Below are 15,197 nucleotides of genomic sequence, written 5' to 3'. Positions count from 1 at the left end.
ATGGTGCGGAGGGGGGGACTTGAACCCCCACGAGCGTTAGCTCACTAGCACCTGAAGCTAGCGCGTCTACCAATTCCGCCACCCCCGCAAAAAACAGGGGAAAACAAAAAAAGTGGCTGGGGTATCAGGATTTGAACCTGAGAATGGCGGGATCAAAACCCGCTGCCTTACCGCTTGGCTATACCCCAACACTGGGTGCATCACGAAAACTAAAGACGATTGGCTGGGGTATCAGGATTTGAACCTGAGAATGGCGGGATCAAAACCCGCTGCCTTACCGCTTGGCTATACCCCAACTGTGTATACCGCCTGACAGTTTGAGTTGGTGCGGACGGAGAGACTTGAACTCTCACGCCGTGAGGCACTGGAACCTAAATCCAGCGTGTCTACCAATTCCACCACGTCCGCCCAAAAGGGTCTTGATTGGTGGCTACGGCGAGATTCGAACTTGCGACCCCAGCATTATGAGTGCTGTGCTCTAACCAGCTGAGCTACGTAGCCAACATCAAATTTTTTATCAAACTGCGCTCGTTGAGTGCGGCGCGTATTATGCAAATCAGGGGGAGAACCGTCAACCTCTTTTTCTGAAAAAATCACTGATTTCGGTGTGATTGCTTAAAAAACGCTTTATTTGCTCATTTAATCGACGAGTTGATACGCTACTGTCGACACTACGCGCACAATTTTGATGTGCGGGGTATTTGAGTCGCGATCATAAATACTAAACTGCCCTTGGTCGGCGGTGCGTATTTTGCCAAGCTGGCTATCTGAATGCTCGGCAAAGCGCAAAGCCACTTCGCGGGCGTTGCGTGCAGACTCTTCAATCATGCTCGGTTTAATGTCGTTCAGACCATTAAAATGATATTCCACCTGCGTTTCATAAGCATTACCGCTTAAGCTTACGCCTTTTTTGCCCAACTCAGACAGTTGCTGGCGTAATTCACGCACTTGTTCAACTTTATTGGTGTATACCGTAAGCGTTTGATCACCGGTGTAGCGAAAGCCAACATCTTCGGTTGCCCAACGCTCGGCTAATTTATCGAGTACGTTGGGCGAAGACACGGACAGTTCATTTTCATCGAAGCCATTCACGAGCAAGAACGCACGAATAGCTTGTACGTCTTTGTCTAATTGCTCATAAATGGTGCTTTGGCTGTCGCCGGCGCGTACCACTTTTAAGGGCCAAATGGCGGTATCTGCGGCAACTTCACGCTCAGCAAGGCCTTTTACTTCAACCACACGGTCAAAACTGCGAAAGTTTTGCACACTTTCGGTAAGGCCAAAACTTAATAGCGCCGCGCTAATAACCGCGCCAATGGCGAAAATAATTGCCGAACTTGAAGACTGTGAAGTTGCCATGCAGATACCTCGTTATGCCATAAAAGAACGTGCTACCACGGCAAAGATTCGCCGTTACTGTGTTTAAATTGACCTGTTGTGCTTAAGGTTAGTTCATCAATACGCGCAATTAAACGTTCAGCGGCGGTTTCGGCACTAATATCACCGGCGTTATTCACCATTTCGGTTTGTACGAAACCAGGGTGGAGCATGGCTACCGCAACGCCTGCTTCCTTCAAATCATTCGCTAATGACACACCGGCCGCGTTTAAGGCCGCTTTGCTCATGCGATAACCGTAGTATGCACCAGAGCCGTTGTCGGCCATTGAACCCATGCGGCTAGTGATCATAACCACCTTGCTGCCATCGCTTAAATTGCCACGTAAAGCATCGGTCACTAGCAGTGGGCCCATAGCATTCACGCGAAACTGTGCTTCGATGGTTTGGGTATTTAATGCGCCAAGTTGCTCGCGTTCAAGTAAACCGGCGTTGTTTAATAGAATATCAATAGGTTTGCCGTTGAGTTTATTGGCTAACGCAGCAATGCCGCCACTGTCGGTTACGTCGATACCTTCAATAATATTAACGTTTAATTGTTTGAGTGCGTCTGAAGGCGTGCGACAAACGGCGGTCACGGTATCGCCACGGTTCACAAACTGTTGGGTTAACGCCAGACCAATACCGCGATTTGCGCCAGTAATGACTACGTGTTTAGACATGTTAACTCCTCTTTAATTGATAACTTTTAAATAAGGTTTTTAGGGTCGAGCAACTGTGCAAGCTGTTCGCGCGATAGCTCTGTCATTTCTTCTGCCACGTCGATAATTGGCCGTTGCTGCTTATAGGCCTGCTCAGCAATTTCTGCAGCTTTGTTGTAGCCAATTTCCCGGTTTAGGGCGGTAACCAGTATTGGATTCCGTGTTAAGGCTTGTTCAATACGCTGATGATTAACCGTGAAATCGGCAATAGCTTGGTCCGCCATGGCTCGTGCTGCGTTTGTGAGTAATTCGATACTTTGTAGCTGATTATAGGCCACCACAGGCAGCATGACGTTTAATTGGAAGTTACCTTGCTGGGCGGCCACGCTAATGGTTTGGTGGTGGCCGGCAACTTGAGCTGCCACCATAGCAACGGCTTCCGGTATCACTGGGTTCACTTTACCAGGCATGATACTACTGCCGGGTTGCAGCGCTTTTAGGCTAATTTCACCAAGCCCCGCCAAGGGCCCGCTGTTCATCCAGCGTAAATCGTTGCTTATTTTCATGAACACAGCGGCAAGTGCGTTTAAGTGCCCACTAACGAGCAAATTTAGTTCCTGCCCAGCAATACCGGCAAATAAGTTTTCGGCAGACTGAAACTCTAAAGCCGTGCGTTGCGATAGAAAGTGACTGAAACGGTGGCCAAATTGCTCTGGCGCATTAATACCGGTGCCAATAGCAGTGCCGCCTTGGGGCAGCTGCAATAGCTGTTTAAGGCTTTGTTCAATTGCAGTTTGCACATGTTGAATCTGCGCCTTCCAGGCTTGCAGTTCTTGCGCCATACTCAGCGGCATGGCGTCCATCAAATGAGTACGTCCAGTTTTTATGGTATCGGTGAGTGTGTCAGCTTTTTTGTCAATAACAGCCTTTAAGTGCTCTAATGCAGGTAATAGTTCTCTACTGATGGCAATGGCCGAACTGACTTGAATCGTTGTCGGAATAACGTCGTTACTGCTTTGACTGGCGTTTACATGATCATTGGGATGCAGAGTTTCGTTGTGGTCACGCTGGGCAAGGCTCGCAATCACCTCATTCATATTCATGTTGGTGCTGGTACCGGAGCCCGTTTGAAAAATGTCTAACGGAAAAGCATTGTTAACCGCGCCATCAATGACTTTCTGCGCTGCAGCGGTGATCGCTTTGCCTTGCGCTGATGTAATAATATTAGCTTCAACGTTCGCCATGGCTGCGGCCGCTTTCACATGTGCCAACGCTTGAATAAAGGCGGTGGGAAAGCGTAATTGACTCAGTTGAAAGTTTTGCCGAGCGCGTTCAGTTTGCGCCCGCCAAAGCGCATCTTCAGGAACTTCAATGTTACCCATACTATCTCTTTCAGTGCGTGTAGCCATGACAACTCCTTGATGCATTGTAACTTGTCACTTAGTATAAATTTTTAACAACTCTTAACATAGCATGGGGCCTATATGGCAAAGTTTCAAATTGTGGTCGCTATTTTGTTGGCAGTTGCTGCAGGAAGTTCATCATGGAATGCGCAAGCTCAGTCTTCTTTAACGGTGACGGTAACTGACAAAAATGGTCAGCCATTGCCCCAAGCAGTTGTGAGTGCGGTGAGTGCCGAAGATAGAGAAAAGGTGTCGTCAGTTGCGGTGATGGACCAAGTAAACCGACTGTTCGACCCTTTTGTATTAGTCATTCAGCGGGGCGATAGCGTTTCGTTTCCAAACAGTGACAATATTCGGCATCAGGTGTATTCATTTTCACAAACGAAGCCGTTTGAGTTGCCGCTGTATAGCAACATTGAGGCGCCAGAGATAAGTTTCGAGCAAGCCGGCGTGGTGGTGCTCGGCTGCAACATACATGATCACATGAAAGCATATATTTATGTCAGCCCATATGCGGTCAGTGAAATAACGGATGCGCAGGGGCAAGTTACTGTGCCAGCGGTAACCGAACTTAGTGTTTGGTATCCCGGCTTAGGCGATCAGCCAACAGATGCACTAGCAGTACGCGTAAAACCTGGGCAAACGCTTCTAAATGTACAGTTACCCGTAACACAGCAAGGGCAAAACCCACCACCACCGTCAGCGTTGCAGCAACGGTTTAATCGCTTGAAAAATAATAACTAAAAGGCATGGCCAAACCATGGTGAGGACTTTTCGAACCCGCTTGATTATTAGCTTTACGGCACTGGCTGCGTTAGTGCTTATGGTGTCATTTGGTGCTGTGTGGTTAGCAACCTCACAACAGTCTGAGCGCACATTAGAACGAGAGTTAGAAGTCAGCGAGCGCGTGTTCAATGAGTTAATGGATGTACGTGCACAGCAGTTGCAACAAACCGCCGAAGTTCTTACCACAGACTTTGGCTTTCGTGAGGCGATTGCAAGTAAAGACCAAAACACGATTATTTCCGCATTGGTGAATCATGGTGAGCGCATTGGTACTGACTTGATGGTACTGCAAAGCCCCGTGGGGGAGGAAATTGCAGCCACACACGCCATGAGTTGGCAACCACAAAGCTTAGGCTCGCAACGGGTTAGCGCGCAATTGATGTTAGTGGAAGAGTCAATATTTCAGGTGGTGAGTGTACCTGTTATGGCACCCGACTTAATCGCATGGGCCACGCTTGGCTTTGAAGTTGATGATGAGTTCGCCACCCTAATGCGACAGCTGACCCACGCAGACATTACGTTTATAAATGATTCGTCACGGGCTATTTATGCAACGAGTTTACCGGCGCAAGCGCGTCAGAAAATAGCCTCTGAGGCAACCGAGTTGCCTACTTTATTCGCTTCGCTAAATTTGGCCACGCATAGTAGCGCGTTGGCAGATTTGCCTATCGCTGCAACTGAAGATAGCAACATGTTGTTGGTGTTTAGTGCCGATCGGCAGGAAGCCGCGAGTGAGTTTCGTACGCTGCAGCAGCAATATTTGATTATTGCACTCGCTATTTTAGTTGTTGCTGTGCTACTCGCTGTCTTTACAGCGCGTATGATTTCATCGCCGGTGGCGCAGTTAACGCGTTCCGCAAAACGCTTGGGGCAAGGTGATTATAGCTCACCAATTACGCTGACCCGAAATGATGAGTTTGGGGCATTAGGTCACGCTTTTGAGCAAATGCGCCAAGGTATTTCGGCGCGAGAACAACAAATTGTTTATCAACTAGAGCACGATATACTCACTGGCTTGCCAAACCGCAACTCATTACAACAGGAGCTTGCCTCGAGGTTAAAAAACCAACAGCGCGGTCATGTGGTGCTGGTTAATATTGCGCGTTTTCGAGAAGTGAATGATAGGTTCGGGCAGCTAGTTGGTGATGAACTTCTGCACGCGGTTGCTGAAAGGTTACGTGACAACTGTGGCTCTCATTGGTGGCTTAGTCGTTTGGCTGGCGATGAATTTGTACTGCTTAGTCACAAACAGTCTGAAACAAGCCTAAAAAACTTATTAACACAGCTGCAAGCAGCGTTATCACAGCCGTTTTGGTTAGCTGAAACGAGTTATTTATTAGAGTTTCACGCTGGCTATTTAGCTTTTCCAAATGTCGGCGACGATGCCGATAGTTTATTACGGCGAGCCCAAATTTGTGCGCGTTTTGCGAAGCAACAGAAACAATTTGCGGTGGTTTATCAGCAGGGTATGGACGAGCAACACTTGCGCCGCATTCAAATTGTTCAAGCCTTGCCGTCAGCGGTTCGTGAAAACCGCCTGCAGTTGCATTTTCAACCGAAGTTACGTTGTATCGACGGTGCCGTGATTGGCGTTGAAGCGTTGTTACGCTGGCGCGATGACGCCCTTGGCGTAGTGCGGCCCGACGAGTTCATTCCCTTAGCCGAACAAACTGGCGAAATTAATCGTTTAACGCGATGGGTCTGTATGGCTGCGTTTGATCAGTTGCAGTTTTGGCATGAGCAAGGTCGCCAACTCAGCGTAGCCATCAACTTATCGGCTGTGGATTTACAGTGGGATGAATTAGTGGCGTTTTTAACCGAAGGGGCTCAGCAGCGCGGTATACCGTGTCATTTAGTGACGCTTGAAGTGACTGAAAGCGCGGTTATGTTAGATCCGGAGCAAGCGATTATGCGCTTACAAGAATTACGTGACAGTGGATTCAAAATTGCGCTAGATGACTATGGCACGGGTTATGCGTCACTTGGGCAATTAAAGCGTTTGCCGGTTGATGAGTTGAAGTTAGATAGGGCATTTATTCAAGATATTGTTCATAGTGACGTTGATATGGCCATAGTTCGCTCAACCCTTGCTTTGGCGCACCAACTTGGTCTTGTCACCGTTGCTGAAGGTATTGAGGAACAAGCCGCTTGGCACTTATTGCGTGATTTGCAGTGTGACACTATGCAAGGCTTTTACTTCAGCCGACCGTTGGCCGCGCCGCAGTTTGAGCAGTGGTTAGTCGACTATCAAGCCAACGAACAACTTGTACAAAAGGAAAACCAATGAAAATAAGGATACTTATCGGTGCGGTTTGCTTGTCTATGTCACCCATTGCGGCCGCGGATTTCGGTCGACTATTAGCTACTGGCGGGTTAACTACAATTGAGGGGGCTGGTGGTGGTGGCATTGTGCCATGGGCAACCTTATCGAGTTATGCTGAACAAGGGCAATGGGGTGGAACGCTTGCCTATAACCATGCCAATGTGCGGGACTATCAACTTGATGTTGCTGCGGCAACGTTGAATTACGATAACCGCGTTGAGTTCTCCTATGCGCGACAACGTTTCACGCTTGAAAGCCTAGGCGGTGAGCTTGAACAAGCTATCTATGGGGTGAAATACCGCTTATATGGCGACGTGGTATACGGTAAAGCACCGCAAATTAGCATGGGTGCGCTGCACAAAAAGAACACCACATTCGCATTGCCTAATGCCGTTGGTGCTGCAGACGATAGTGGTACTGATTTTTACCTAGCAGCAACGAAGGCGTGGCTGGACGGCCCTTGGCATCGTACTTGGCTTGCAAATTTAACGGTACGGGCAACGAAAGCAAATGAGATGGGGTTGCTCGGTTTTGGCGGTGACAAAAAAGACGATTACAGCCTTGTTGCTGAAGCTTCGGTAGGTATGTTTATTAATCGCCATTGGATAGTTGGCGTTGAATACCGACAAAAGCCAAATCATTTAAATTTTGCCGACGAACAAGACTGGCATGATGTGTTTGTTGGGTGGTTTCCAACCAAGCGCATCGCTGTTGCATTGGCATACACAAACTTGAAAACAATTGCCGGGGCGCCAGAGCAAAGTGGTGTGTACGGGTCAGTGCAGGTGACTTTTTAGTTATGGTACAAGGTCATAAAAGGAATTGAACAATGCGAGATTTGAGCGTTTTTAGAGCATTATTGTTGATACTAACGGTATTCATGAGCCATCAAGTTGCCGCAAGTTCTGACACCACCGCAACGCGCAGTACCGCATTATATGACGACTTAGGTGGGCATGACGGTATTCGTCAAATGATGGAAACCTTTGTACTCAATATTGCGGAAGACGAACGTGTGGTGCACCACTTCGTTAATGCTGATATTGAGCGATTTCATACCCAAATTAGTGAACATATATGTGAATTAAGCGGCGGCCCATGCATCTATAAGGGTGCTTCCATGCCTGAGGTACACAAAGGCATGAACATTAGCCGAGCAGAGTTTAATGCCATTGTTGAAAATTTAATTACAGCTATGGAAACACATGACGTTGCAGTGAGTACACAAAACCGATTACTTGCTATACTTGCCGCCATGCATAACGACGTGATTCAACGTTAACGCTTTATAACTAAAACAAAAACAAGGTTTTTCCCACCATGATGAAATTCAAAATTCCGCATACGCTGGTGCTGATGATGTACATGATGATCGCAGCGCTGGTGCTAACATGGATTATTCCCGCCGGCGAATTTGAACGCACAGTGAACGACATTGGCCAAAACGTTGTTGCGCCTGGCACCTACAGCGTCCTTGCTGAACAACCGTTGTTGTCGCCGCTTACGTTGTTTACCGTAATTCCCCAAGCACTAGGTGATGCCCAAGGCGTTATATTCTTCGTGCTGCTTATTGGCGGTGTGATGGGCATTTTACGCGCCACCGGTATGCTCGATGCAGTGATTGGCCTGCTACTTGCAAAATTTGCCGACAAAACCGGATGGCTGATTTTGGGCGGTATGCTTACTTTTGGTATTTTTTCTGCGCTGATTGGGGTTGCCGAAGAGTATTTGATTTTCGTTGCCATGCTGGTGGCTTTATGCCGCGCACTGAAACTTGATGGCATAACCGCCATGGGTATTCTCATTGTCGGTTATGGCATTGGCTATGGCTTGTCGTTATTTAATCCGTTCACGTTACTTATTGCGCAGTCTATTGCTGAAGTTCCGCCTGCGTCAGGGCTTTGGTATCGCTTACTGTTGTGGCCGGTTTTATTTGCTATTGGCTTTCATCATGTGTATCGCTATGCCAAGAAAGTAGCCGTAGACCCGTCGGCGTCACTGTTAGCAGACATAACGCCGAAAGCCACCCATGAAACCACTGAATACCCCGCTTTAAATGGCCGGCATAAGATTATTTTGTTCGGTTTTGTTGGCGTGTTGGGCCTGCTGGTGTGGGGCATAAAAGTTCACGGGTGGTACTTAGTTGAACTGAGTGCTTTGTTTTTGGGGTTCGGTCTGTTTGCCGCTATGGTCAGCAAAATGGGCGCTAGCGATGCTGCAAATAAGTTTATTGAAGGGGCTGCGGAACTGACCGCAACAGCATTGCTGATCGGTTTTGCGCGCTCAATTGCGATGATCATGGAGCAAGGCCAAGTTTTAGATACCGTGATTTATTATTTGGCAATGCCAGTTGAAGCCTTTGGTGCGCATTTTGGTGCTGTTAGCATGTTGGTTATTCAAAGTATTTTGAATCTGTTTATTCCGTCAGGCAGTGGCCAAGCATTTGTAACCATGCCAATTATGGTGCCGATTGCCGATACCGCGGGCATTGGTCGTCAAATTGCCGTGTTGGCGTTTCAAATGGGTGACGGTTTAATGAATATGATTGTGCCAACGAACCCTGTGTTAATGGGGATACTGGGGCTTGCCGGAGTTCCTTACGAACGTTGGTTTAAATTTATTGCACCGTTAATGATTAAGTTGATTATTGCGTGTGCTATAGCTATGCTTGTTGCCGTTACAATTGGTTATCAATAAAACAACAAATCAAATCAATTGCTAAAAGGCTGTTTTTCATGGATGTAGCGGCAGCACAATCAACAAAAGACAAGTATTTAGTCAGCACTAAATGGTTGGCTGAGAATTTAACTCAGCCAAACCTTGTTGTTGTTGATGCGAGTATGAGCAAAGTGGTAGGCCGTACGCCGTTGGAATATAACGAACTTACTGTGATTCCGCATGCGCTCGACTTTAAACTTGAGCACAACTTTACCGATACGCGCTCGCCATTACCCAACACCTTTCCAAGTGCTGAGCAAGTGACCTTGCATGTTCAACAGCTCGGCATCAATGCCGACGACACTATTGTTGTATATGACAACCAAGGCATCTACTCAGCCCCACGTGCTTGGCTTATTTTAAAAGCGATGGGGTTTGCCAAGATCTTTATTTTGGATGGCGGCTTACCGCAATGGCTGGCTGATAATTACTCGGTTACTGACAAATATGCTATTCCGAAGGGCCGACGTGGTGACTTCGTGGCGCGCTTCGATCAGAGTTGGCTAGTCAATAAAAAGCAGGTGCTTAAAGCAACGCAATGCGGCGCACATTCCATTATCGACGCGCGCACGCAAGAGCGCTTCTTAGGCCAAAAAGCAGAGCCGCGTGAAGGCATGCGTAGTGGGCATATTCGTGGGTCGTATAACTTACCGTTTTTAAATGTGCTTAACGACAGTAAATTTAAAGATGTTGATGAACTTGAAGAAATGATTGCTGCGCTTATTTGCACTAAATCGCCGAATATTATTTGTACCTGTGGCTCAGGCATTACCGCGTGTATTTTGCTAGTGGCAGCGCTTTTGGCAGGGTATTCAAATGTGCAGTTATATGACGGCTCGTGGGCCGAATGGGGCGCTGATAATCAGCTTCCCATCGGCGCGCTCTCGCAAAACCAGCAACTAGCAACCAGTAACTAATAACCAGTAGCGCTTTGGCTTTTAAACGTTAAAACGGAATAAAATCACATCGCCATCTTTAACGATGTACTCTTTACCTTCTTCGCGGCGCTTGCCGGCTTCTTTTGCGCCTTGTTCGCCCTTGAACTGAATGTAGTCGTCAAAGCCCACGACAACAGCACGAATAAAGCCTTTTTCAAAATCGGTATGAATTTTACCAGCAGCTTGCGGGGCGGTTGCGCCGACAGGAATAGTCCACGCGCGCACTTCTTTTACACCTGCAGTGAAATAGGTTTGTAAGTTCAATAACTGATAGCCGCCGCGAATTACGCGGTTCAAGCCTGGCTCGGTTAAACCTAAATCGGCCATAAATTCAGCTTTTTCTTCGTCGTCAAGCTCGGCAATTTCCGATTCAATTTCGGCACACACGGGTACCACAATCGCGTTTTCTTTGGCTGCAATATCACGTACTTTGTCTAAGTACGGGTTGTTTTCAAAGCCATCATCATTCACGTTGGCAATGTACATCGTGGGCTTCATGGTCAACAAGTTGTAGCTGCGAATAGTGGCTTTTTCATCGTCAGTTAATGCCACTGAACGCGCCATTTCGCCGCTCTCAAGGGCTGGCAATAATTTTTGCAGCACCGCAATTTCAGCCGCAGCCTGTTTATCGCCGCCTTTGGCTTTTTTGCCTTGACGATGAATGGCTTTCTCTACGCTATCAAGATCAGCTAATGCTAACTCAGTGTTGATCACTTCAATATCTTCAGCGGGGTCAACTTTGCCGGCAACGTGCACAATGTTGTCGTTTTCAAAGCAACGAACCACGTGACCAATTGCATCAGTTTCGCGAATGTTGGCCAAGAATTGATTACCTAAGCCTTCGCCTTTTGATGCGCCTTTTACCAAGCCGGCGATATCCACAAATTCCATGGTCGTTGGTACCACGCGTTGTGGATTAACAATTTCAGCCAATTGGTCAAGGCGCGGGTCTGGCACTGCCACCACACCGGTGTTCGGCTCAATAGTACAGAAAGGAAAGTTCGCGGCTTCAATACCGGCTTTGGTGAGCGCGTTAAACAGCGTTGATTTACCTACGTTCGGCAAGCCGACGATACCACACTTGAATCCCATGCTTAGTTCTCTCTCTGTGCTTTAAAACTGTGTAAGTGTTGCTGTGCCGCGCGCATGTCTTGTTGCAATAAAATATCAATGCTACGGCAGGCTTCCGTAATGGTATCGTCCATCAAAGTTTGGTCAGCTTGTGGTGCTTTACCTAGCACCCAGCCGGTAACTTTTGACTTGTCACCCGGATGACCGATACCAATACGTAAGCGATGAAAATCAGGTGTTCCTAAACGTGCGGTAATGTCTTTAATGCCATTATGCCCGCCACTACCACCGCCTGTTTTGAATTTGGCAACACCAGGTGGTAAATCGAGCTCGTCATAGGCCACTAAAATTTCATCAGGCTGAATTTTATAAAAGTTCGCCAAAGTGGCAACAGCATTGCCGCTGCGATTCATAAATTGCATAGGTTGCAATACGCGCAAGTCCATGGCGCCTTTTTGAATGCGTGCGGTGTTACCGAAAAATTTGGTTTCAGGCTGAAGGGTTTGGCCGTACATACGAGCGTACTGCTCGACTAGCCAAAAGCCTGCATTATGACGAGTTTGGGAGTATTCGGGGCCTGGATTTCCCAGGCCCACGAGTAAGCGAATGGTCGACATAAGACCTTATTCAGCGTCTTTTTCTTCTTTCGCTTCTTTAGCGGTAGGAACTTCAGCTGAAACTTCTTCAGTTTCTTCCGCTTCTTTTTCTACACGAGGTGCAGTAATTGAAACCACTGCTTGGTCGTGGTCTTCACCTTTAGCCAGCTCAACTAACTCAACGCCTTTTGGCATGTTCAAGTCAGTTAAGTGCAAGGTTTCGCCTAATTTCAAGTTGGCTACGTCAACTTCTACGAACTCTGGCAAGTCTTTTGGCAAGCAGGTAACTTCAACGTCTGCAATGTGGTGAATCACAACGCCGCCTTCTTCTTTCACGCCAACAGCGCTTGCTTCGTTAACGAAGTGAACTGGTACGTGAGTGTGAAGTTTTTGACCTTTAACAACACGTTGGAAATCCAAGTGAGTCAATTTTGGCTTGTACGGGTGACGTTGAACGTCTTTTAAGATAGCTTCGTGCTTCTTGCCGTCAATAACCAAAGTCAAAATGTGCGAGTAAAAAGCTTCGTGGTCAGCCATGTTGTTCACTTTGTTGTGATCAACAGTAATTGAAACGGCTTCTTTGTCAGCACCGTATAAAATTGCAGGCACTTTTTCCTCACGACGCAGGCGGCGGCTCGCACCTTTCCCTGTATCCGTGCGGAGTTCTGCTTGGATAGTAAAATCGATAGTTGCCATATGGATGGTCTCCGTTAAATAAAAATAAGCCGGCTATTCGCGACCAAATACCCGACGTGTTCCTCAAAAATCTGATTGGGTTTTCAAGGGCGCGGAATAGTACCACCAGCGCCCTTGAATTTCAATCAATACTCGAACATTGCCGAGATTGATTCTTCGTTACTGACGCGGCGTAAGGCTTCAGACAACATGCCGCTTAAGGTGAGCTGATGAACCTTGTCTAGTGCTTTCATTTCTGGTGCAAGTGGAATGCTGTCCGTTACCACCACACGATCAATGTGTGAGTCGCGGATGTTCTCAAACGCAGAACCTGAGAAAATTGGGTGCGTAGCATAAGCAAACACGCGACGAGCACCATTTTTCTTCAGTGCTTCAGCGGCTTTACACAAAGTGCCACCGGTGTCGATCATGTCGTCGACAATAATGCAGTCGCGGTCTTGAATGTCACCAATAATGTGCATGACTTGAGACTCGTTCGCCCGCGGGCGACGTTTGTCAATAATGGCGAGGTCAATATCGTTTAACAATTTAGCAATAGCGCGAGCACGAACCACACCACCGATATCTGGCGAGACCACCACCGGGTTGTGGAAATCTTGTTGACGTAAATGTTCCATCAGTACTGGGCTAGCAAAAACGTTATCAACCGGCACGTCAAAGAAGCCTTGAATTTGCTCAGCATGCAAGTCCACCGTCAAAACACGGTCAACACCGACGCTTGATAAAAAGTCAGCAACAACTTTCGCAGTAATTGGTACCCGCGCAGAGCGCACGCGGCGATCTTGGCGTGCATAACCAAAGTAAGGCATGACGGCGGTAATACGACCTGCAGAAGCTCGGCGTAGGGCGTCGACCATGACGATAAGTTCCATCAGGTTATCGTTGGTTGGCGCACAGGTTGATTGAATAATAAAAACGTCAGCACCACGTACGTTTTCATTGATCACGACACTAATTTCACCGTCGCTAAAACGGCCAACTTCAGCATCGCCTAGTTTGATATATAAACGGTCGGCAATTTTTTGGGCGAGTTCTGGCGTCGCATTGCCAGCAAAGAGCTTCATGTCAGGCACACTAAACCTCAGTCTTGGTTGGTTAGGTTCACAGTTGAAGCCTGCCGCAGTTGCTGGCAGACCGGGTTTTCGTTCAGGCCTCGAGCGACAAATCCTGTCCAGTGTGCGGGCATCCGTTGTAGCGCAGCACGGGCGAGTGTCTCGCTGTCGAATCGGCCAAAAATACAGGCACCGGTACCGGTCAGCCGAGACGGCGCGTATTCTACCAACCAGTCGAGGGCGTTGGCAACTTCTGGGTAGAGTCGTCGAACTAGCGGCTCGCAGTCATTGGTCGTGGTTTCCCAACTCCAGTGCGGCCATTTTAAAGGGCTGTGGTCGCGTTTTAGCTCTGGGTTTTTAAATATACTGGGCGTGCTAATTTCTACGCCAGGGTGAACCACCAAGTACCATAAGCAGGGCGGCTCAGCCAATTGCAAATGCTCGCCCACGCCTTCAGCGAATGCGGCGTGGCCGCGCACAAACACCGGAATGTCAGCGCCTAATTGCAGACCAAGTTCGGCCAGTTGGTCGTCATTAATTGGCAACTGCCACAAATGACGCAGCGCCAGTAGGGTGGTCGCCGCGTCGGAAGACCCTCCACCTAAACCGCCGCCAAAGGGCAGTCGTTTGTCGATGTGAATATGCACGCCATGTGCTAAATGCAATAAGCCGAGCTGTTTTGCGTCATGGCGTAACAATTGGGCGGCTTTGAGGACGAGGTTATCGGCCGACTCTAGGGCGGGCTCGGTGCAACTTAGCGTAATATCAGCGGTTTGTTTGCTGGTAAAAGTTAAGCTGTCGCCAAAGTCCACAAACTGAAACAGCGTTTGTAAATTGTGATAGCCGTTTTCGCGCTGACCAACTATGTGTAGAAATAAGTTGAGTTTGGCGACCGCCGGTAGGGTTAAAACTTCCATTCAGACACCTTCAGTTTTAAACGCCAGGTTTGCGCTGTTAAGTCAATACTATGCGGTACATAAATACCGTTAACAGGCTGATATTGGCGTAATTGTGCGTTCCATAACTGGTCTGCGGCGACCATGACAAAGTCTGAAAGTAGCGCTAATTGCTGGGTGTCAGTGGATTGCAGTTGGTATTTCGTTTCTGCCATGGTGGGTAGTTGCTTACCCATGACCACGCTATTGAGCATGTCGACCGGTAAATCGATATTGAAATACTTCAGCAAAAGCTCTTGAGCATTACGGCCATAATAGCGATTGTCGTCATCGTCAATTAATTCAGCATAGCCGTCACGCTGCTCTAATCGTGCAATAGTACCGCGCAGCGGGTGCGAAAAGCGCATGGTGAGTAATTCAGCACTGTAAAACCAGTCAATATACAGCCCGTGGCGGTCATCTTGACGCAAGTCAAACAAAGCCATTTGGCCGCGCAGGCGCCACTGGTTAAGCTGCTGCAATTGCTGTTGTTGACTATTTATGGCCGCGGCTGCCACCGTGGTATGGGTTGTCGGTTCAGGAACGCTGCTGCAAGCCACCAACCAACTACTTGTGAGTACTACTAAAAGAAGACGTTTCATTCACTCAGGTATCCCTGTTCGCGTGCTTTTCATCATGCGGG

At 48.0% G+C, this 15,197-nt stretch carries 15 protein-coding genes and 5 tRNA genes; 6 read left to right on the top strand and 14 right to left on the bottom strand.

All coding sequences use genetic code 11. The features are described from left to right. Position 1: 1 nt before the first annotated feature. From ASC40_RS02840 to ASC40_RS02805, 8 genes are all read right to left on the bottom strand, one after another. Positions 2–88, bottom strand: a tRNA-Leu gene (locus ASC40_RS02840). Between the two features lie 25 nt (positions 89–113). Continuing rightward, positions 114–188 (bottom strand) — tRNA-Gln (locus ASC40_RS02835). Positions 189–220: 32 nt separating this feature from the next. Further along, positions 221–295 (bottom strand) — tRNA-Gln (locus ASC40_RS02830). Between the two features lie 28 nt (positions 296–323). Then, positions 324–408, bottom strand: a tRNA-Leu gene (locus ASC40_RS02825). 16 nt (positions 409–424) lie between these two features. Further along, positions 425–501, bottom strand: a tRNA-Met gene (locus ASC40_RS02820). Positions 502–639: 138 nt separating this feature from the next. After that, positions 640–1,359, bottom strand: coding sequence for an SIMPL domain-containing protein (locus ASC40_RS02815; RefSeq protein ID WP_055438246.1), 720 nt, complete (start codon positions 1,357–1,359; stop codon positions 640–642). Positions 1,360–1,391: 32 nt separating this feature from the next. Further along, positions 1,392–2,057: an SDR family oxidoreductase gene (locus tag ASC40_RS02810; RefSeq protein WP_055438245.1), complete on the bottom strand. Its 666-nt coding sequence runs from the start codon at positions 2,055–2,057 to the stop codon at positions 1,392–1,394. Positions 2,058–2,083: 26 nt separating this feature from the next. Next, positions 2,084–3,445, bottom strand: coding sequence for a class II fumarate hydratase (locus ASC40_RS02805; RefSeq protein ID WP_055438244.1), 1,362 nt, complete (start codon positions 3,443–3,445; stop codon positions 2,084–2,086). Between the two features lie 75 nt (positions 3,446–3,520). On the opposite strand from ASC40_RS02805, the gene ASC40_RS02800 reads away from it, so the two are divergent. From ASC40_RS02800 to ASC40_RS02775, 6 genes are read left to right on the top strand one after another with little or no spacing between them, the layout of a single operon-like run. Beyond that, positions 3,521–4,183 carry a methylamine utilization protein gene (locus ASC40_RS02800; protein WP_055438243.1) on the top strand — a complete coding sequence of 221 codons (663 nt, stop codon included), beginning with the start codon at positions 3,521–3,523 and terminating at the stop codon, positions 4,181–4,183. Between the two features lie 16 nt (positions 4,184–4,199). Then, on the top strand, positions 4,200–6,512 hold the full coding sequence (locus ASC40_RS02795) for a putative bifunctional diguanylate cyclase/phosphodiesterase (protein WP_055438242.1): 2,313 nt from the start codon (positions 4,200–4,202) through the stop codon (positions 6,510–6,512). Beyond that, complete coding sequence (locus ASC40_RS02790) at positions 6,509–7,345, top strand: DUF3034 family protein (protein ID WP_055438241.1); 837 nt, start codon at positions 6,509–6,511, stop codon at positions 7,343–7,345. The genes ASC40_RS02795 and ASC40_RS02790 overlap by 4 nt, the downstream gene beginning before the upstream one ends. A gap of 32 nt (positions 7,346–7,377) precedes the next feature. Then, on the top strand, positions 7,378–7,830 hold the full coding sequence (locus ASC40_RS02785) for a group I truncated hemoglobin (protein WP_055438240.1): 453 nt from the start codon (positions 7,378–7,380) through the stop codon (positions 7,828–7,830). A 38-nt stretch (positions 7,831–7,868) separates the two neighbouring features. After that, a complete protein-coding gene (locus ASC40_RS02780) occupies positions 7,869–9,245 on the top strand; it encodes a YfcC family protein (protein WP_055438239.1) in 1,377 nt (458 codons plus the stop codon). Positions 9,246–9,283: 38 nt separating this feature from the next. Continuing rightward, on the top strand, positions 9,284–10,183 hold the full coding sequence (locus ASC40_RS02775) for a sulfurtransferase (RefSeq protein ID WP_055438238.1): 900 nt from the start codon (positions 9,284–9,286) through the stop codon (positions 10,181–10,183). A 21-nt stretch (positions 10,184–10,204) separates the two neighbouring features. On the opposite strand, the gene ychF is transcribed toward ASC40_RS02775, so the two are convergent. The 6 genes from ychF to lolB form a co-directional block, all read right to left on the bottom strand. Continuing rightward, the gene (gene ychF, locus ASC40_RS02770; RefSeq protein WP_055438237.1) at positions 10,205–11,296 is read right to left on the bottom strand and encodes a redox-regulated ATPase YchF; all 1,092 of its coding nucleotides are present in this window, start codon (positions 11,294–11,296) and stop codon (positions 10,205–10,207) included. Between the two features lie 2 nt (positions 11,297–11,298). Continuing rightward, the gene (gene pth, locus ASC40_RS02765) at positions 11,299–11,892 is read right to left on the bottom strand and encodes an aminoacyl-tRNA hydrolase (RefSeq protein WP_055438236.1); all 594 of its coding nucleotides are present in this window, start codon (positions 11,890–11,892) and stop codon (positions 11,299–11,301) included. A 6-nt stretch (positions 11,893–11,898) separates the two neighbouring features. Then, a complete protein-coding gene (locus ASC40_RS02760; RefSeq protein ID WP_055438235.1) occupies positions 11,899–12,567 on the bottom strand; it encodes a 50S ribosomal protein L25/general stress protein Ctc in 669 nt (222 codons plus the stop codon). A gap of 125 nt (positions 12,568–12,692) precedes the next feature. Next, positions 12,693–13,640, bottom strand: a complete 948-nt coding sequence (locus ASC40_RS02755) for a ribose-phosphate pyrophosphokinase (protein ID WP_055438234.1) — start codon at positions 13,638–13,640, stop codon at positions 12,693–12,695. A gap of 8 nt (positions 13,641–13,648) precedes the next feature. Continuing rightward, positions 13,649–14,536 (bottom strand): 4-(cytidine 5'-diphospho)-2-C-methyl-D-erythritol kinase, encoded by an 888-nt coding sequence (gene ispE, locus ASC40_RS02750; protein ID WP_055438233.1) that lies wholly within the window; start codon positions 14,534–14,536, stop codon positions 13,649–13,651. Beyond that, the gene (gene lolB / locus ASC40_RS02745) at positions 14,524–15,156 is read right to left on the bottom strand and encodes a lipoprotein insertase outer membrane protein LolB (RefSeq protein ID WP_055438232.1); all 633 of its coding nucleotides are present in this window, start codon (positions 15,154–15,156) and stop codon (positions 14,524–14,526) included. The genes ispE and lolB overlap by 13 nt, the downstream gene beginning before the upstream one ends. Positions 15,157–15,197 lie beyond the last annotated feature (41 nt).

It is taken from the genome of Pseudidiomarina woesei, from assembly GCF_001418345.1.
Lineage (GTDB): Bacteria > Pseudomonadota > Gammaproteobacteria > Enterobacterales > Alteromonadaceae > Pseudidiomarina > Pseudidiomarina woesei.
The sequence above is the reverse complement of the archived record's forward strand: the minus strand, read 5'-3'. Positions and strand labels throughout refer to the sequence as shown.